The 17,782-nt window shown below is 66.8% G+C and carries 16 protein-coding genes; 13 read left to right on the top strand and 3 right to left on the bottom strand.

Annotation, left to right across the window (positions count from 1 at the left end; all coding sequences use genetic code 11):
* Positions 1-21 precede the first annotated feature (21 nt).
* From A5750_RS07395 to A5750_RS07385, 3 genes are all read left to right on the top strand, one after another.
* Positions 22-1,290 (top strand): amidohydrolase family protein, encoded by a 1,269-nt coding sequence (locus A5750_RS07395; protein ID WP_067261845.1) that lies wholly within the window; start codon positions 22-24, stop codon positions 1,288-1,290.
* 117 nt (positions 1,291-1,407) lie between these two features.
* A complete protein-coding gene (locus tag A5750_RS07390; RefSeq protein ID WP_066953775.1) occupies positions 1,408-1,878 on the top strand; it encodes a GbsR/MarR family transcriptional regulator in 471 nt (156 codons plus the stop codon).
* Positions 1,875-2,693, top strand: coding sequence for a class I SAM-dependent methyltransferase (locus A5750_RS07385; protein WP_067261843.1), 819 nt, complete (start codon positions 1,875-1,877; stop codon positions 2,691-2,693). The genes A5750_RS07390 and A5750_RS07385 overlap by 4 nt, the downstream gene beginning before the upstream one ends.
* A gap of 5 nt (positions 2,694-2,698) precedes the next feature.
* Here the strand turns inward: A5750_RS07385 and A5750_RS07380 are convergent, their stop codons facing one another.
* Entirely contained in the window at positions 2,699-3,718 is a 1,020-nt protein-coding gene (locus tag A5750_RS07380) for a nitronate monooxygenase family protein (protein ID WP_067261840.1), read from the bottom strand.
* 117 nt (positions 3,719-3,835) lie between these two features.
* Between A5750_RS07380 and A5750_RS07375 the strand changes: the two genes are divergently transcribed.
* The 3 genes from A5750_RS07375 (at position 3,836) to A5750_RS25220 (ending at position 7,110) form a co-directional block, all read left to right on the top strand.
* Complete coding sequence (locus A5750_RS07375) at positions 3,836-5,443, top strand: arylsulfatase (RefSeq protein WP_067261838.1); 1,608 nt, start codon at positions 3,836-3,838, stop codon at positions 5,441-5,443.
* Positions 5,443-6,678 carry an FAD-dependent oxidoreductase gene (locus A5750_RS07370; protein ID WP_067261836.1) on the top strand — a complete coding sequence of 412 codons (1,236 nt, stop codon included), beginning with the start codon at positions 5,443-5,445 and terminating at the stop codon, positions 6,676-6,678. Before A5750_RS07375 ends, A5750_RS07370 begins: the two co-directional genes overlap by 1 nt.
* Before the next feature lie 183 nt (positions 6,679-6,861).
* A complete protein-coding gene (locus A5750_RS25220; protein WP_082948206.1) occupies positions 6,862-7,110 on the top strand; it encodes a hypothetical protein in 249 nt (82 codons plus the stop codon).
* An 80-nt stretch (positions 7,111-7,190) separates the two neighbouring features.
* On the opposite strand, the gene A5750_RS07365 is transcribed toward A5750_RS25220, so the two are convergent.
* Positions 7,191-7,616, bottom strand: a complete 426-nt coding sequence (locus tag A5750_RS07365) for a preprotein translocase subunit SecD (RefSeq protein ID WP_066953990.1) — start codon at positions 7,614-7,616, stop codon at positions 7,191-7,193.
* A 404-nt stretch (positions 7,617-8,020) separates the two neighbouring features.
* Between A5750_RS07365 and A5750_RS07360 the strand changes: the two genes are divergently transcribed.
* From A5750_RS07360 to A5750_RS07330, 7 genes are all read left to right on the top strand, one after another.
* Positions 8,021-8,707, top strand: a complete 687-nt coding sequence (locus A5750_RS07360) for a TetR/AcrR family transcriptional regulator (protein ID WP_066953789.1) — start codon at positions 8,021-8,023, stop codon at positions 8,705-8,707.
* A gap of 237 nt (positions 8,708-8,944) precedes the next feature.
* Positions 8,945-10,147, top strand: a complete 1,203-nt coding sequence (locus tag A5750_RS07355) for a cytochrome P450 (protein WP_066953792.1) — start codon at positions 8,945-8,947, stop codon at positions 10,145-10,147.
* Entirely contained in the window at positions 10,147-10,995 is an 849-nt protein-coding gene (locus A5750_RS07350) for a mycofactocin-coupled SDR family oxidoreductase (RefSeq protein WP_067261834.1), read from the top strand. Before A5750_RS07355 ends, A5750_RS07350 begins: the two co-directional genes overlap by 1 nt.
* Positions 10,996-11,025: 30 nt before the next feature.
* Complete coding sequence (locus A5750_RS07345) at positions 11,026-11,994, top strand: enoyl-CoA hydratase/isomerase family protein (protein ID WP_066953798.1); 969 nt, start codon at positions 11,026-11,028, stop codon at positions 11,992-11,994.
* Between the two features lie 14 nt (positions 11,995-12,008).
* Positions 12,009-14,354, top strand: coding sequence for a CaiB/BaiF CoA-transferase family protein (locus tag A5750_RS07340; protein WP_067261870.1), 2,346 nt, complete (start codon positions 12,009-12,011; stop codon positions 14,352-14,354).
* A complete protein-coding gene (locus tag A5750_RS07335) occupies positions 14,351-15,115 on the top strand; it encodes an SDR family NAD(P)-dependent oxidoreductase (protein WP_066953801.1) in 765 nt (254 codons plus the stop codon). The genes A5750_RS07340 and A5750_RS07335 overlap by 4 nt, the downstream gene beginning before the upstream one ends.
* Positions 15,116-15,119: 4 nt before the next feature.
* Positions 15,120-16,400: a hypothetical protein gene (locus A5750_RS07330; RefSeq protein WP_067261833.1), complete on the top strand. Its 1,281-nt coding sequence runs from the start codon at positions 15,120-15,122 to the stop codon at positions 16,398-16,400.
* A 1-nt stretch (position 16,401) separates the two neighbouring features.
* Here A5750_RS07330 and A5750_RS07325 read toward each other — a convergent pair whose 3' ends face one another.
* Entirely contained in the window at positions 16,402-17,760 is a 1,359-nt protein-coding gene (locus A5750_RS07325) for an HNH endonuclease signature motif containing protein (RefSeq protein ID WP_067261832.1), read from the bottom strand.
* Between the last annotated feature and the right edge of the window lie 22 nt (positions 17,761-17,782).

The following is a 17,782-nucleotide window of genomic DNA, read 5'->3' as shown; positions in this document are numbered from 1 at the left end:
ATCCCGCAAGGAGATTGACGAGTGAAATCGATCGACGAGCTGGCCGCCGACCTGAGCTTCACCACCGCGAAGACGGGCGAACAGCGCTCGGTCACCTTCCTGCCGGACCCGCCCCGCGCACCCCGGCGCTACACGGTGCTCTCGGTCGACGACCACATCGTCGAGCCGCCGGACACCTTCACCGGGCGGCTGCCGCGCAAGTTCACCGACCGCGCGCCCAGAGTCGTGGAGACCGACAGCGGGGGCCAGACCTGGGTCTACGACGGCCGGGAACTACCCAACGTCGGGTTCAACGCGGTCGTCGGCCGGCCGGTGGCGGAGTACGGCTTCGAGCCGGTCCGGTTCGACGAAATGCGCAGGGGCGCCTGGGATATCCACGAGCGCGTCAAGGACATGGACCTCAACGGCATCTACGCCTCGCTCAATTTCCCGTCCTTCCTGCCCGGGTTCGCCGGCCAGCGGTTGCAGCAGGTGACCACTGACCGCGACCTGGCGCTGGCCTCGGTGCGCGCATGGAACGATTGGCACCTCGAGGTCTGGGCGGGCTCATATCCCGAGCGCATCATTCCCTGCCAGCTGCCGTGGTTGCTTGACCCCGAGCTCGGCGCGAAGATGATCTTCGAGAATGCCGAGCGTGGATTCCACGCCGTCACCTTCAGCGAGAACCCGGCGATGTTGGGACTGCCGAGCATCCACTCCAAACATTGGGACCCGATGATGGCGGCGTGCGCCGAGACGGACACCGTCGTGAACCTGCACATCGGCTCGTCGGGGTCCTCGCCGTCCACCACCGAGGACGCGCCGCCGGACGTGCAGGGCGTCTTGTTCTTCGCCTACGCGATCTCGGCGGCGGTCGACTGGCTGTATTCCGGCTTGCCCAGCAGGTTCCCCGACCTGAAGATCTGTCTGTCGGAAGGCGGAATAGGCTGGGTCGCCGGCCTGCTAGATCGCCTCGACCACATGCTCAGCTACCACGCGATGTACGGCACCTGGCAGACGCTGGGCGAAAGCCTCACTCCGGCAGAGGTTTTCACGCGAAATTTCTGGTTCTGCGCGGTGGAGGACAAGTCGTCGTTCGTGCAGCGCGACCGGATCGGCGTGGACAACATCATGCTGGAAGCCGACTACCCGCATTGCGACTCCACCTGGCCACACACCCAGCGGACGGTCCACGAACAGATCGGTGACCTGCCCGAGGACGTCATTCGCAAGTTCAGTTGGGAGAACGCCTCTCGCCTGTACCGCCACCCCGTTCCGGAAGAAGTGCAGCGCGATCCCGAGGCGTTCTGAACGCGGGCGAGTCCGCGCGGGGGAGTCGCCTGCGCGAAATTTGAGCGACGTTCCATCGACGCCGCCTCTGGCGTACGCTACGTTAAGTACGTACTGAACGTACGTGGGGGAGGGTCCGTGTCGCCGGAAGAGTCCGAGTTCGTCGATCGCCTCGGCCTGTTCTTCGAGTTGCTCGGCGCAACCCGCACCATGGGCCGGGTTTATGGCTGGCTCCTGATCTCTCATCCGCCCCAGCAGTCGTTGACCCAGCTGGCCGACGCGTTATCGGTCAGCAAGGCCTCCATCAGTACGGTTGCCCGCCAGCTGCTGGAGGGCGGCATGGTGGAGCGGTTGCCGAGCCCGGACCGTCAACACCTCTACCGGGTCACGCCCGGCGGCTTCACCAGTGTCCTGGAAACGCAGCTGTCTCTCATGCGGCTGGGGATCGAGCCCGCCGAGTTCGCGCTTTCCGTGCTCGGCGAGGACCGTGCCGAACAGCGGCAGCGCGTCGAGGATTTCCGCGATTTCTGCGAATTCTGCACCCATGCCTACCGCGACCAGCTCATGCAGATGTGGACCGAATATCGGGCGGCAAGGAGAAAGCCATGACTACGGCCAAAGTCGATTTCAGTTCCGTCCGCTGGGGCTCGGTGGAGTGGACGAACCTTGTCACACTGTACCTGCGCGCTCATGAAAGCCGTTCCCGCCGACCAATTTTGGGTGACACGGCGGCCGCGGAGGCGGTCGACCGGATCGACTACGACTTCAAGAGGATCCATCGCAGCTCGCTGCCGGTGTCGAACCAGTACCTGGTCGCGTTGCGGGCGAAAGCGCTCGACGATTGGTGCGCGGACTTTTTGCGGCGTCACCCCGACGCGGTGGTCCTGCACCTGGGTTGCGGCCTCGACGGCCGCGCTTTCCGGCTCGACGTACCGCATTCGGTTTCGTGGTTCGACATCGACCAACCAGGTGTCATCGAGCTGCGGCGGCGACTCTACGACGATACGGAGTGCTACCGGATGATCGGCTCGTCGGTGACCGATCCGAAGTGGCTGGAGCAGATCCCGACCGGCCGGCCCACGTTGGTGGTCGCCGAGGGCCTGCTGATGTATTTGACCGAGCCGCAGGTGCGGCAGCTGCTGCAGCGGCTGACCGATCGATTCGATTGCGGCGAAATGCATTTCGACACGCTCTCGGCCCTGGCGCCGCTGATGTCGAAGCTTTTCACCAGGGGGATCATCAAGTGGGGCATCCGCGACGCGCGGGTACTACAGACGTGGAACCCGAGGCTGCGGTTGGTCGAACAGGCGCCCGCGCTGGCGGGCTACCGAAAAATCGAATCGACGGCGGTGCGGTGGATATACAAGCTGACGTGCGCATCGCCCGGCGGCAAGTACGACATGCTGAACCGCTTCGATTTCTGACGGCGTCACAACCCGGAAGCCAGCCGCCGCAGGATGTCGGACGTCGGTTCGGCGGTGGCGCTGCGGTATCCGGTGCCGGCCCACAGGTGGACATAGTCGGGCTTTCCCGCCGCGGCCGCGGCTTTGCGCAGCGGGCTGGTGAGGTAGTGGATGGCGGGATAGCCCAGCGGCGCCTGCGCCTCGTGGGCATCGATGAATGCGTTGCGCAGCCCGCGGGCGGGGCGCCCGGTGAAGGCGTGCGTGAGCACCGTCTCGCTGTAGGCGGGATCGGTCAGGGCTGCCTGATGCGTGGCCGAGGCGCCGCTTTCGTCGGCGCGCAGCAGGATCGTCCCGACCGCGGCCGCCGCGGCCCCCGCGCGGATCACCTCGGCAACGGCGCCGGGGGAGGCGAGCCCGCCGGCGGCGATCACCGGCAGCGGCACCGTCGCGACGATCCGTTCGACCAGCTCGGCGGTCGGCACCGGCGTCAACGGCTTGCGCGGCGAGAGCGTGCCCGAGTGACCGCCGGCGGCCGCCCCCTGAACGGCGAGCATGTCCACCCCGGCGTCGCGCGCCTGCACCGCCTCCTGGGGCGCGGTCACCGTCTGCACGACGACGGAGCCCGCCTTGCGCAGCGCCGCGATCACGCCGTCCGACGGGATGCCGAAGGTGAACGACACCATCGGAACCGGGTTGTCGAGCAGCAGCGCGATCTTCTCGTCGAACTTGTCGGTGTCCTCGACGGGCCCCGGGGGCAGCGTCACACCGAACTGGTCGGCGTCGCGCTGAACGATAGCGGCATACGCCCGATACGCCTCGGGGTCAACCGGTAGCGGATTGGGTGCAAAGAGGTTGATACCGAATGGGATTCCCTCGGAGCGAATTTGTTTGAGCTCCGCCTCGACGGCCTCCACGGTCTTGTAACCGGCGGCGAGCATGCCCAGGCCGCCCGCACGATTGGCGGCCGACACCATCGCGGGGGTGGTCGGGCCGCCCGCCATCGGGGCGGCGACCAGCGGAATGGACATCCCGAACTGTGCCAGCATCTCAAAGCCCTTCCGGTGTAGCAGTGTCGCAGGCGCGGAGATCGCCGCCTCGACAATAACGACGTGCCGTTGCGGCAGCATTCCGCCCGGGGGCGGGACCTGGCAGGATGCTTGAGCGTGAAGAGGCCTAACTTCCTCGTGATCGTGGCGGACGACCTCGGGTTTTCCGATATCGGCGCGTTCGGCGGCGAAATCGAGACGCCCAATCTCGATCGGCTCGCCCACGCGGGGATCCGGTTCACCGATTTCCACTCCGCGCCCGCGTGCTCGCCCACCCGGGCGATGCTGCTGACGGGAACGGACCACCACATCGCCGGGATCGGCACCATGCTGGAGGTCGCGGGGCCGGCGTTCCGCGGCGCACCCGGCTATGAGGGTTATCTGAACGACCGGGTCGTGGCGTTGCCCGAGCTGCTCCGCGACGCCGGATACCTGACGCTCATGTCGGGCAAGTGGCACCTGGGCGCGACCATCGAGACATCGCCGTGGGCGCGCGGCTTCGAGCGCTCGTTTGCCTTGCTGCCGGCGGGGGCCAGCCATTACGGGGGCCGGGCGGCCGGCGGCTTCTCGCCCATTCCAACGCTTTACACCGAGGACGACCGGTTCGTCACGGTCGGGGACGACTTCTACTCGTCGGACTTCTACACCGACAAGTTGTTGCAGTACCTGCGCGAGCGCGCACCTGGCGAGGACCGGCCCTTCTTCGCTTATCTGCCGTTCCAGGCGCCGCACTGGCCGCTGCAGGCGCCGGACGAATCCATCGCGAAATACCGTGGCCGCTACGACGCCGGTCCGGATGCGCTCCGCGAGGAGCGACTGGCGGCCCTCAAGCGGCTGGGCCTGTGCCCGCCGGACGTCGAGGCGCATCCGGTCGTCGCCGACGACGCCCCCGAGTGGGCGGACATGACCGACGAACAGCGCGCGGTATCTGCCCGCAGCATGGAGGTCTACGCCGGGATGGTCGACCGGATGGACTGGAATATCGGCAGGGTGATCGAATACCTTTCGGACAGCGGCGAACTCGACGACACCGTCGTTATCTTCCTGTCTGACAACGGTGCCGAAGGTGCCATTGTCGAAGCGATGCCGCTGCACGGTGCGCGTATCGCAGCGCAGATCGAAAAGCATTGCGACAACAGCGTCGACAACCTCGGCCGGCCCTCCTCGTTTATCTGGTACGGACCGCGATGGGCACAAGCCGCCACCGCGCCGTCGCGGCTGCACAAGGCGTTCACCACCGAGGGCGGGATCCGGGTGGTCGGCTTCGTCACCTGGCCCGGCTTTGACCGGCAACGAGACGTCGGGACCGCGTTCAGCACCGTCATGGACATCGCCCCGACGGTGCTGGAACTGGCGGGGGCCGCGCATCCCGGCGCGGCCTATCGCGGACGCGAGGTGGCACCGATGCGCGGCCGCTCCATGGTGCCGTATCTGTCGGGAGGCGCGGAGACCGTGCATGACGCCGAGACCGGCACGGGCTGGGAGTTGTTCGGCCGCCGTGCGATTCGCCAGGGGGACTGGAAGGCGCTGCACCTGCCCGCACCATACGGTCCGGGCAGCTGGCAGCTCTACGACCTCGCCACCGATCCGGGCGAGATCCACGACCTCGCCGGCTCGCACCCAGACAAACTGGCCGAACTGCTGACGTTGTGGGACCGCTACGTCGAGGAAAATGGCGTCATCCTCGATCCCGTCTCGGTGTTCGACGTCGAGTTTGACCTCTGATGGCTGAGACAACCTCGTGTGCGATCGTCGGTGGCGGCCCGGCCGGAATGGTCCTAGGGCTGCTACTGGCGCGGGCGGGTGTCCAAGTCACGCTGATGGAGAAGCACGGTGACTTCCTGCGGGACTTCCGCGGCGACACGGTCCACCCGACCACCATGCGGTTGCTCGACGAACTGGGCCTGTGGGAACCGTTCGCGGCCTTGCCCTTTACCGAGGTCCGCACCGCGAAACTCGAATCCAACGGGCAGGCGGTGACATACGTCGACTTCGAGCGGTTGCGCCAGCCCCACCCCTTCGTCGCGATGGTGCCGCAGTGGGACTTGCTCAAGCTCCTCGCCGGTGCGGCACAGGAGGAGCCGAGCTTCTCACTGCGGATGAACACCGAAGTCACCGGGCTCCTGTGGGAGGGCGGCAGGGTTGCCGGTGTGCGCTACCGCGGGCCCGAGGGGCCGGGCGAATTGCGGGCCGAGTTGACCGTCGCCTGCGACGGCCGCTGGTCGGTCGTTCGGCACGAGGCCGGACTGAAGGCGCGCGAATACCCGGTGAGGTTCGACGTGTGGTGGTTTCGGTTGCCGCACAAGGAAGACACCGAATACTCCTTTTTGCCCCGCCTTGGTCCGGGCAAGGGGCTCGCGGTGATCCCACGGGAGGGTTACTTCCAGATCGCCTACCTCGGGCCGAAGGGCACCGACGCCCAGCTGCGGGCGCGCGGCATAGACGCGTTCCGGCGCGACGTCGAAGAGTTGCTACCGGATATGCCGGAGTCGGTCGCGGCGCTGCAATCCATGGACGACGTCAAACATCTGGACGTGCACGTGAATCGGTTGCGGCGCTGGCACACCGACGGGCTGCTGTGCATCGGGGATGCGGCGCACGCGATGTCGCCGCTGGGCGGGGTCGGGATCAACCTGGCCATCCAGGATGCTGTCGCGGCCGCGACCGTACTGGCCGAACCGCTGCGACGACACCGCGTCGGTGATCGCGAACTCGCCGCGGTCCACCGCCGCCGCGTGTTCCCCACGGTGGTGACCCAACTCGTGCAGCAAGTGTTGCACCACATGTTGCTCGGGCCGTTGTTGCGCGGCGCGGACCCCACGCCGCCCGCGGCGCTGCTGGGCCTGATGAAGCGGCTGCCGTGGCTGTCGGCCGTGCCGGCCTACTTCGTCGGCGTCGGCGTGCGGCCCGAGCATGCGCCGGCATTCGCGCGCCGCGCGCCCGGGCCCCGTGCTGGCTGAGTCAGCGTCCCGGACGCGTCCGCCGCCCACCGAATCCGGATCCCCTTGCCGGCCGCGGAGGCGGTTTGACTTTTCGTGAGCGGGGGTAACCATCTTGTGACATTTTCGAGGTCGCGAAATTGGTTCTGTCTCCGCGGTTCGGACGCCGCCAATGGCGAGCCATAGACCGAGAGGAGGCCAGCAATGAATCTCAAGAACTTCGCAGGTAAGGCCATCGTCGCCGGCGCATTGAGCGCGGCGGCACTGAACCTCGGAAGCGGTATGGCGCAGGCCCACCCGGGACCGTGGCCGCCGCCGGTTCCGCCGGGTCCGCACGTCGTCGACAATGGTCATTGGAATCCGCTGCCGCCTGGGCAGGTCAAGCAGATTTGTCCCTGGCAGGCGCCGCCCGGTCAGTGGGTTGGCGGGCCGCACGGCGTTCCGTGCACCTGATCTCCGCAGAATTCATGCACGATTGCCGCGCGGCGTCGCCGTCCATGCCGATGCCGAGTCCAGCCTCTCTCGTGCTGACGTCATGAGGGCCGGCTGGCCAATTGGGCCAATTGCGCTGCGCCCTCGGCGGTTTGGGTGGTCAACGCGATCCGCCCGGAGGCGACCTGGTCTTCGATGATCGGGGCCTCCAGAACGAGATTGTCGCGGATAAAGGCCACGTGGTCCTTGAGATGCGCGGCGGTGTAGGACGCCCACGCGGTCGCCGACGGTGGGTCCAGGGTCAGGGTCACGTCGTAGAAACCCGCGGTCAGCGACTTCGGTGGGTCCACGTGTAGCAGCCCGAGCTGCATGCTCTCCGGGCCGAGCATGTACAACGTGGTCCGGGCGATATCACAGGTGGTGAGCGCATCCGTCGGTGCCGCCACCCGATTCGCGTCCGGGCACTTCTCGGGGCTGGTCGGTTGAGACTTGTTCACCGGCCGGACGGGCAACGGTGCAATCTTCACAATCGGAGTGGGCGATGCGGTTGTGGTGGCCGACGGGGTGGTGGTGGTCGTGGTCGATGTGGTGGGCGCGCCCTGATGGCGCGTCGGGCTGCAGCCGCATATCAGCACCGCGAGCAGGCCGGTGCACGCCAACGAAACGGCCGTGACGCGCCCTCGGCGGCGCGCGCAGCGATGCCTCCCCACGCCCTCTGTCTCTTCACTCCGACGTCCAATCATCGGACCATTGTTCCAGTCGAACACACGCCGTCCCGCCGATGCCTGATAGTCGTTGCATCGCAGACGTTTTCGTGCGGGGCGGGGAAAGCCCGCCTGGTGGCCCACCGGCCCGCCGTCATAGGCGATCAGACCGGCCCTTTACCGACACTACGAATATAGAGTAAGGTCTCGGTCCGAGACGGATTGCCATGGACAAACGCCGAAAACCTAATCCCGGGGAGCGCCGCCGCGACTTGTGCGACGTGGCGATTCAATTGTTGGCCGACGACGGGGCCAAGGGATTGAGCCACCTCAAAGTCGACCGCAAAGCCGGCGTGCCCGACGGCACCACGTCGTTCTACTTTCGCACCCGCTCGGCGCTGCTGCGCGCCGTGGCCGAGCGGTTGGCCGAGCTCGACCTCGCCGACCTACAGTCCGTGGCCGACGACTCCGACGGCCGGGGCGACAACCCCTCGCCCTCGCGACTGTCCCAGGTGGTCATTCGATCCGGTAGCGAGCCGCAATTGTTCCGGACCAAGGCGCGCTACGAGCTGACCATGCAGGCCGCCCGCGACCCGTCGCTGGCCGCGATCCTGCAGCGGGCCACGGACGAATTCACCAAACTGCACCGCGAAATCCTGGTCCAGCTGATGCCGCACGGCGCGGACCTGGACCCCGCCGTGGTCGAGGATCTGAGCAATGTGACGTTGACGTTCATCAACGGGCTGCTGGTGCGGTTCGCGCACGGCGACCGGATCGTCGACAGCCCCGAGCAGCTCGACGGCATCTTGTCGGCCATCGCCGCCGGCATTCTGCGGAGCCCGCAGCAGGGCCGGCTGACCGAAACGGCCCGCCGGCGCACCACGGGCCGGGACCGGGCGACGGCGTTCGGCTGAGCGGGCCGAACATGCGTGAATCGGTGGCGGGTGATGCGGCATGGGGTCTTGCCAGACCATTCGCCGTATGGTTCTCTACGAGAATAGAGTTAGGCCGTGCTGACGGGCCGATTTCAGCCCAGCCCATGCGAATGTCACAGCAACGCAATTAAGCGGAGTGTATAAATTGCCCCGAACCGGATCCAGGGCTGCCAGGCCCTCGGCATGCCGGTAAAAGGCAGCGGTAGGAGGGATTTCGTGACGACGAGCACCGATAGCCATGTGCGATTCGACCCGTACGACGTCGAGCTGATTGCCGACCCATATCCCATGTTCAAGCGCCTGCGTGACGAGGCGCCGCTTTACTACAACTCCGAATACGACTTCTACGCGCTGAGCCGATTCGCCGATGTAAACAAGGCCATCATCGACTACGGCACTTACAGCTCCGCTCGGGGCGTGATCATGGAACTGATCAAGGCCAACCTCGAGATCCCGTCCGGCATGTTGATCTTCGAAGACCCGCCGATCCACGACGTGCACCGCAAGCTGCTGTCGCGCATGTTCACCCCCCGCAAGATCGCGGCGTTGGAGCCGATGATCCGCGAGTTCTGCGCGCAATCGCTGGACCCACTGGTGGGGACGGGGCGGTTCGACTTCGTCACCGACCTTGGCGCGATCATGCCGATGAAGGTCATCAGCGCACTGCTCGGGATTCCCGAAGAAGATCAGGAGTACATCCGCGATCGCGGCAACGCCCAACTACGCACCGAGCCCGGCAAGCCGATGAGTGCCGCCGAGCACGGCTTGTCAGTGGGCGAGCAGTTCGAGGCCTATATCGACTGGCGTGCCGACAATCCGTCCGACGACATCATGACCGAGCTGCTGAACGTCGAGTTCGTCGACGAAACCGGCACCACGCGGCGGCTGAGGCGTGAAGAGATCTTGGTCTACCTCAACGTGGTGGCCGGAGCGGGAAACGAAACGACAACGCGGCTTATCGGTTGGGCGGGCAAAGTTCTCGCGGAGCACCCCGACCAGCGTCGCGAGCTCGTCGAGAACCCCGGACTCATCCCGCAGGCCATCGAGGAGCTGCTGCGCTTCGAGCCCCCCGCGCCGCACATGGCACGCTATGTAACTCGCGACGTCAGCCTCTATGGCCAGACGGTGCCGGAAGGCAGCGTCATGCTGATGCTTCTCGGGTCGGCCTGCCGCGACGAGCGGCAGTTCGGTCCCGACGCAGGCGAATTCAACATTCATCGCGCCGCCCGGCCGCACCTCACGTTCAGCGTCGGCGCCCACTTCTGCTTGGGTTCGGCGCTGGCCCGGCTGGAAGGCCGGGTCGCCCTCGAGGAGATCCTCAAGCGCTTCCCGGAGTGGGAGCCCGATCTGGCCAACGCAAAGCTGAGCCCGACGTCGTCGGTGCGAGGCTGGGAAACCCTGCCCACCGTGGTGCCCTGATGACCGGGAGCGTTGAGGGCCGGGTAGCGGGAAAGGTCGCGTTCGTCAGCGGCGCGGCCCGCGGCCAGGGCCGCAGCCACGCGGTGCGCTTGGCGCAGGAGGGTGCCGACATCATCGCGATCGACGTCTGCGGGCCGATCGAGAACCTGGCGTACCCGCACTCGACGCCGGAGGACCTGGCCGAGACGGCCGATTTGGTGAAGGCCCAGGACCGTCGGATCGTCACCGCGCAGGTGGACGTCCGCGACTACGACGCGCTGAAATCCGCCGTGGACGCCGGTGTGGAACAACTCGGGCGGCTCGACATCATCGTCGCGAACGCGGGTGTGGGTACCGACGGCAGGAAGCTGCACAAGATCCGCGAGAACGTCTGGCAGGACATGATCGACATCAACCTGAGCGGCGTCTGGCATACGGTCAAAGCGGGCGTCCCACACCTACTTTCGGGTGGTCGCGGCGGATCGATCGTGCTCACCAGCTCGGTCGGCGGACACAAGGCCTACCCGAACACCGGCCACTACGTCGCCGCCAAGCACGGCGTCATCGGCCTGATGCGTGCGTTCGCCGTCGAGCTGGGCCAGCACATGATCCGCGTCAACGCCGTGCTACCCACCCAGGTGAGCACCACGATGGTGATGAACGACAACACGTTCCGCTTGTTTCGCCCAGACCTGGAAAATCCGGGCCCCGACGACTTCGCCCCCATATCCCAGATGATGCACACCCTGCCGGTGCCCTGGGTGGACGCCGCGGACATCAGCAACGCGGTCCTGTTCCTCGCCTCTGACGAATCTCGTTATGTCACCGGCGTTTCGCTTCCCGTCGACGCGGGCAGCTTGCTCAAATAAACGCTAATTCAAGAGAAGTTGGAGAAGACGATGCCCGAATACGATTACGAAGAAATGAAAAAGGAAGCTGAGCAGTACATCAAGTTCGAGAAGGACAAGAAGAACCGGATCGCTTACATCACCTTCAACCGCCCCGAGGAGCTCAACTCCACCACGTTGGGTATGCGGCAGAACTACGCCGACCTGATCCACAAGTGCAACGTGGACGACGACGTCAAGGTCGTCGTGATCCGTGGCGAGGGAGATGATTTCGGAAGCGGCGGCGACCTGCCCGAGCAGCGGGGGATGCTCGAGAACCCTGGCATGCCGCTACTGCACGAGGTGGCCATCAACGATGACGACGTCAAGTACCCGCCCGGCGGATCGTACCGCTACCTGTCGACCGTCACCGACTTCTACGCCAAGGCCCGCGCGGGAAACCGCCCGCTGCAGGAGCTGCGCAAGATCAGCATCATCGAGGCCAAGGGCTACTGCTACGGCTGGCACTTCTACCAGGCCGGCGACGCCGACCTGGTGGTCTCGTCCGACGACGCCCTCTTCGGCCACCCGGCGTTTCGCTACGTGGGTTGGGGACCGCGGCTGTGGTGGTGGGCCGAGACGATGGGTCTGCGCAAGTTCTCCGAAATGCTCTTCACCGGAAGGCCGTTCAGCGCCAAGGAGATGTACGAGTGCGGCTTCGTCAACAGCGTGGTGCCGCGGGAGAAGCTGGAAGAAGAGACGCTGAAATACGCGATGGCCTGCTCACGTTCCCGCCCGACCGACACCGTAGCGGTGCAGAAGACCTTCCTGGAGCTCTACAAGCAGCACAAGGGTGAATACTTCGGCAGCCTGCTCACCGGAATGGTCGAGGGCATGCTGCCGATGATCCAAAACGACGCGGAGGAAGTGGACCTGACCGCGGGCACCTTCGAGAAGGGCCTCAACAACGTGGTGAAGGACAACGACCTGAACTTCCCGCCCGAGTGGCGGCTGAGCCGCTCGGGACGCGCGAAGCCCTGACCGTCAGAGCTCGCATGTCGGCGCTGACCGGTTTCCGGGTCGTCGAGCTGGCCGGGTCCGTCGCGGGGGAGTACTGCGGAAAGTTGTTGGCCGACTTCGGTGCCGACGTCCTCAAGGTCGAGGCGCCGGAGTGCGGCAGCCCGACGCGCGCGATGGCGCCCATCGTCGCCGACGGTCCCGAGGGCAGCGGGCTGTTCGCGTATCTCAACACCAACAAGCAGTCCGTCGTGCTGGATCTCCGTTCCGCCGCCGATGTCGACACGCTGCACCGGCTCGTCGGCAGCGCGGACGCGGTCATCGACGACGGGGCCTTCGATTGGGCCACCGGCTGGGCGCGGCTGCACCCGGACGTGGTGTTCTGTTCGATTACCCCGTTCGGGCGGGACGCGCCCACCGAGTTCGGCAATGCCAAGAGCATCAACGTGTTCCACGCCAGCGGTTGGGGATACCACACGCCCAGCCACCCCGACCCGGCCAAGCCGCCACTGCAGGGGCCGGGTCGATTCCTGGCCGACTACGAAGCCGGACTGGACGCCGCGCTGTGCGTGACGGCGGCGCTCTTCGGGCGTCTGCACAGCGGACACGGCGATTCCATCGACGTCTCCGAACAGGCGGTGCTGGCCTCCCGCGCCGACTGCATCATCGGCCGGTTCGTCACCGGTGAGGTGACCGCCGAAGGCCACCGCGGCGACTACGACCAGGCGGGCCCGGCTGCGTTTTTCGCATGCGCCGACGGTTTCGTCTTCCTGTACATGACCAGCCGCGCCCACTGGCTCGGCCTGAAAGAACTCATGGGGCACCCGGAGTGGCTGGACGCTTTTCACGACGACTGGCTGGAGTTTTCCGTTACCCCGGAGAAGGTGGCCGCATTCCAGCGGGGCTTTGCCGCGTGGATCCGGCACCTTGCCAAGGACGACGCGTCCGATCGAGCCCAGCGCCTGGGCGTGCCGCTGGTGCCGGTGAACGGCGCCGCGGACCTGCATGATTCGCCGCAGTACCGGCACCGGGGATTCTTCCAGCAGGTTCGGCACCCCGTGTTGGGCGACGCGGCGTATCCGACGGTGCCATACGCGTTCAGTGCGTCACCGGCTCGAATCACCTCCGCCGCACCGGCCCTCGGCGAGCACACCGGGCAGATTCTGGGCCTCATCGATACCCCGCGCCCGCGTCCGCGGGTCAAGTCGGCGCAACTCAAGCCGCCGAGGGATCCGCGCGGTGGGCCGCTGCAAGGGGTTCGGGTCGTCGAGCTCACCAAGGTGTGGGCCGGGCCCTACGCGGGCAAGCTGCTGGCGATGCTGGGCGCCGAGGTCATCAAGGTTGAAACCGCGGGCAGCCCCGAGGAGATGCGCGCCTACGGCGGCACCGACGTCAACCACGCGCCGTACTTCCTCAGCATCAATCCCGAAATCCTCAGTGTCGACCTCGATATCAAGTCCACCGAGGGCATGAGGCAGCTGCGTGAGCTGGTCGCCCGCAGCGACATCGTGATCAACAACCTGCGCCCGGGCGCGATGGAACGCCAGGGCCTGGGCCATGCGCAGCTGATCGAGATCAAGGCGGACATCATCTCCGTGTCGATCAAGATGTGGGGCAACGACGGGCCGCTCGGCCATCAAACCGGTTACGCGCCATGCTTCGCCGCCCTGGCCGGGCTCGCCCCGCTGGTCGGCTATCGCGGCGGACCGCCCCTCGGGACGAGCATGCGCTACGGCGACTCGACCGTCGGCGCGGCGGCCGCGTACGCCGCGGTGGTCGCATTACTGCACCGCGAACTCACCGGCGCCGGGCAGTTCGTCGACCTGTCGGCAGTGGAAACCCTGTCATCGATGATCGGCGACCGTCTGCTCGAACACGCCCTCACCGGACAAGCCTTCGCGCCCGGCGGCAATGACCATCCGGACCTGTGCCCGCATGGCTGCTACCCGTGCGCGGACGGTGGCTGGATCACGGTGGCCGTCGCCGACGACTTGCAGTGGCGCGGGTTGTGCGACGTGCTCGGCGCGGGATCGCTGGCCCGAGAACGCCGCTACGCCACCATGGCGGGGCGACGGTGCGACACCGAGACGCTCGATGCCTGCCTCGCGCAACTCACCCGGTGCCATCGCGCCGAGCAACTGGCGGACCGATTGCGCGCGGCGGGTGTGCCGGCCGGCAAGAGCGCCACCTCTCTCGACGTGATCGGCGATCAACGACTGTGGGACCGCGAGCTGTTCAGGTTCGTCAGCGACCATCGAGAGGGCCAGCGCCCGATCGTCGGGCCATCCTGGCGGATGGCCGGCGGCCAGGCGCGCATCGCCCGCGGCGCGCCGGACTTGGGCGAGCACACCGAGTACCTGCTACACGAGATACTGGGCGCATGACGGGGACACTCGCACATACCGCGGCCCTGGTCACCGGCGCGAGTAGCGGCATCGGGGCCGCGACGGCCAAAGCGCTCGCCGCGGAAGGCGCGGCGGTGGCCCTGCTCGCGCGTCGCGCGGACCGGCTCGCCGAGTTGCAAGCCGATATCGAATCCGCCGGTGGCACAGCGCTGTCCGTGGCGGCCGACGTCACCGACGCCGAACAGGTGTCGGCGGCCGTGCAGCGCGCCGTCGCGCAGTTCGGCCGGCTCGACACCGTGGTGAACAACGCCGGACTGATGCAATCCGGCCCGGCGGCCGAGGCGTCGCTGCAGGATTGGGACGCCATGGTGACGGTCAACGTGCAAGGCGTCCTGTACGTCACCCGCGCGGCGCTCCCGCACCTGATCGATGCCGCCGCTAACTCGCCGCGCGGTGTCGCCGATCTGGTCACCATCAGTTCGACCGCCGGATGGGTGGCCCGGCCGAACACCGCGGTCTATTCGCTGACGAAGTTCGGGGTGAACGCGTTCAGCGAGGGCATTCGGCAGGAGGTGCTCGGGCAGCGGGTCCGGGTTGGCGTGGTGGGCCCGGGAACGGTCGATACCGAAATCTTCGACCATCTCGCCGAATCGTCGCGGGAGGCGTTCGAGCGCCAGACCGCCGGCATGGTCAAGTTGCGCCCCGAAGACATCGCCGACGCGGTGCTGTTCATGGTGACCCGGGACCGCCGGGTGGCCGTCAACCACATGCTGGTGCGCGCCGCCGAACAAACGTGGTAAGCAATTGACTCCACATTGGGCCGCGGGCGACCGGTACGGGTTGACGTTCCCGGCCGACCCTGCGGCGCTGGAAAGCGGCGCGGCGCCGTTCCTTACCGCGGCGTTTCTCGCCTCGGGCGCGTTGCGGGACAACGGCATCGCGCGGGTTACCGAGTTTGCCGAAGTGGCAGGCGGCAGCACGGGGCGCAAGGCGATCCTCTCCGTCGAATACGCCGGGCCCGCCCCGGAACTGCCCGCCGACTTGTTCGTCAAGTTCTCGCGCGACTTCGACGACCGGACGCGCGATCGCGGCAAGACCCAAATGGAACCCGAAGTGCGATTCGCCGCGCTGTCCTGTGCGCCCGAATTTCCGATCGCCGTACCCCGGGTGCTGTTCGCCGACTATCACCGCCAGACGGGCACGGGAATACTGGTCACCGAACGGATCCGATTCGGCGGCAACGGGATCGAACCGCAGTATCACAAGTGCCTCGACTACGAGATGCCCGAACCGCTCGAGCACTACCGGGCGCTGCTCACCGCGCTGGCCCGGCTCGCCGGCACCCATCGATCCGGCAGGCTGCCGACCGAGTTGACCGCACCCTTCCCGCTGGACGTCGCCGCCGCGACGGTAGGGGATCGTGCGCCGCTCTCCCCGGACAAGCGGGAGCGCCGGGTGGACCAACTGGCGGAATTCGCCGATCTCCGCCCAGGGCTGCTGCCCGCTTGTTCACCGGAGTTGGTCGCGCGGCTGCGCGCGGATGTGCCACGGTTCGCGCATTGCGAGCAGACTGTCGCGGGGCTGCTGGCCGATGATTCCGACTATGTCGCGCTGTGCCATTGGAACGCCAATATCGACAACGCATGGTTTTGGCGTGACGGCGACGGCGTTCTGCGTTGCGGCCTGATGGACTGGGGATGCGTCAGCCAAATGAACCTCGGCATGGCGATCTGGGGAGCCATGTCCGGCGCCGAAACCGACCTGTGGGACTCCCATCTCGACGAGCTGCTACGGCTGTTCGTCACCGAGTTCCATCGTTGCGGCGGCCCGCAACTCGATCCGGTTCGATTGCGCCGACACACGCTGTTGTACGCGGCGGCGATGGGCGTCGCCTGGCTGCTGGGCGTGCCGGCGTTGATCCGCAAGCGATTCGAAGCCATACCGGACAGTCGACGCCATCCATTGATCAGGAACGACGAGAGCGTGCGCGCCCCGTTGCAGATGCTCTCGAACCTGCTGTTCCTGTGGGACCGGCATCGCGTCGGGGATCTGCTCGACGCCGCGCTTGCGGAGTGGAGCACCTGAGCTAAGGCCCGTCGTCTTCGTCCCGGAGCAGCTTCTCCGGATGATGAAAACTGTTGGTACGGGGCTGGCCTCGATCCAGATGCGGGGGTGGGATCCATTCGGTGTCACCCTTTGCGTTCTTGCGGGTGCTCCAGCCGCCGGGTTTGAGCAGGCGGTGATGCGGTCCGCAGGCGAAGGTGAGGTTGTCGGCATCGGTGCGGCGGCACTTGGCCCAGTCGGCGACGTGGTGGACCTCGGAGAGGTAGCCGGGCACGGTGCAGCCGGGAGCCGAGCACCCCCGGTCTTTGGCGTAGAGGACGATGCGCTGACCGCGGGCGGCCAGCCGTTTGGTGTGATACAGCGCCAGCGCCTTGCCCTTGTCGAAGACGGCTAGATAGTGGTGGGCATGGCGGGCCAGCCGGATCACATCGCTCATCGGCAGCATGCTGCCGCCGCCGGTCAAACCCCTGCCGGCGGCGGCCTCCAGATCTTGTAGCGTCGTGGTGATGACGATCGATGCGGGTAACCCGTTGTGCTGGCCTAATTCTCCCGAGGCGAGCAACGACCTGAGCCCCGCATTGAGTCCATCGTGGTTGCGTTGCGCAGCCGAGCGGGCGTCGCGGTCGATGGTCTCTTGGCTGGGGGCGCCATCCACGCAAGGGGTGTCCTCGAGCGGGTTGCACATGCCGGGCGCGGCCAGTTTGGCCAACACCGCCTCCACGGTGGCCCGTAGCTCGCGGGTGATCATGCCGCGCAACTCGGACATTCCATCAGGGCCTTGCTTGCCCAAGGTGAGGCCGCGACGGCGGGCGCGGTGGTCGTCGGTGTAGGTGCCGTCGGGGTTCAGGCAATCGGCGACGTGATCGGCGAGCTGGGCTAATTGTTCGGGGCGGTAGTTCATTCCGTGAGCGACGAGGTCGGCTTCGACGGCCTGGCGGGTGGCGAAGTCCACCCAGCCGGGCAGCTGACGGAAGAACCGGCGGATCACCATCACCTGTCCGGTGCCCAGCTTTCCGTCTCGTTGGGCGTCAGCGGTTGCGGCAAGGATCGGCGCCAAGGGCTCCCCGGTCAGCCCGCGCCGCGGCCCGAGGTCGGTGGCTTCTTTCACGCGGCGTGACGCCTCCGCGCGGCTGATCAACGTGGCCTCGGCGATGGCACGCGGCAGCGTGCCGCCGAGCTCTTCGGGGGTGGCCTTGTGGGCCAGGGAATTGATCAGCGGGTGCTCGATGGCGGGCAGCCGGCGGCGCACGCTTTCGCAGTGTTCCAACATCGCCAGCTGCTCGCGGGTGGCCAGGGCGTCGCAGTCCGACCTGACCAGATCGTCGACCGCAGCGTTGATGACGGCAAAGGCCGCCGACAACGCCTCCGGGTCAACACTCATACCTCGAAACTATCGGGACCCA

Origin of the sequence: Mycobacterium sp. 852002-51613_SCH5001154 (genome assembly GCF_001667425.1) — a bacterium.
Lineage (GTDB): Bacteria > Actinomycetota > Actinomycetes > Mycobacteriales > Mycobacteriaceae > Mycobacterium.
Note: the sequence above shows the minus strand (reverse complement) of the source record. Positions and strands in the feature narration are given on the sequence as shown.

What these genes read in the sequence shown, in the direction of transcription:
- A5750_RS25220 (WP_082948206.1), top strand. Translation starts at nt 6,862, where the DNA reads ATGAATCTCAAGAACTTCGCAGGTAAGGCCATCGTCGCCGGCGCATTG.
- A5750_RS07360 (WP_066953789.1), top strand. Translation starts at nt 8,021, where the DNA reads ATGGACAAACGCCGAAAACCTAATCCCGGGGAGCGCCGCCGCGACTTG.
- A5750_RS07380 (WP_067261840.1), bottom strand. Translation starts at nt 3,718, where the DNA reads ATGCTGGCACAGTTCGGGATGTCCATTCCGCTGGTCGCCGCCCCGATG.
- A5750_RS07350 (WP_067261834.1), top strand. Translation starts at nt 10,147, where the DNA reads ATGACCGGGAGCGTTGAGGGCCGGGTAGCGGGAAAGGTCGCGTTCGTC.
- A5750_RS07340 (WP_067261870.1), top strand. Translation starts at nt 12,009, where the DNA reads ATGTCGGCGCTGACCGGTTTCCGGGTCGTCGAGCTGGCCGGGTCCGTC.
- A5750_RS07385 (WP_067261843.1), top strand. Translation starts at nt 1,875, where the DNA reads ATGACTACGGCCAAAGTCGATTTCAGTTCCGTCCGCTGGGGCTCGGTG.
- A5750_RS07335 (WP_066953801.1), top strand. Translation starts at nt 14,351, where the DNA reads ATGACGGGGACACTCGCACATACCGCGGCCCTGGTCACCGGCGCGAGT.
- A5750_RS07370 (WP_067261836.1), top strand. Translation starts at nt 5,443, where the DNA reads ATGGCTGAGACAACCTCGTGTGCGATCGTCGGTGGCGGCCCGGCCGGA.
- A5750_RS07325 (WP_067261832.1), bottom strand. Translation starts at nt 17,760, where the DNA reads ATGAGTGTTGACCCGGAGGCGTTGTCGGCGGCCTTTGCCGTCATCAAC.
- A5750_RS07345 (WP_066953798.1), top strand. Translation starts at nt 11,026, where the DNA reads ATGCCCGAATACGATTACGAAGAAATGAAAAAGGAAGCTGAGCAGTAC.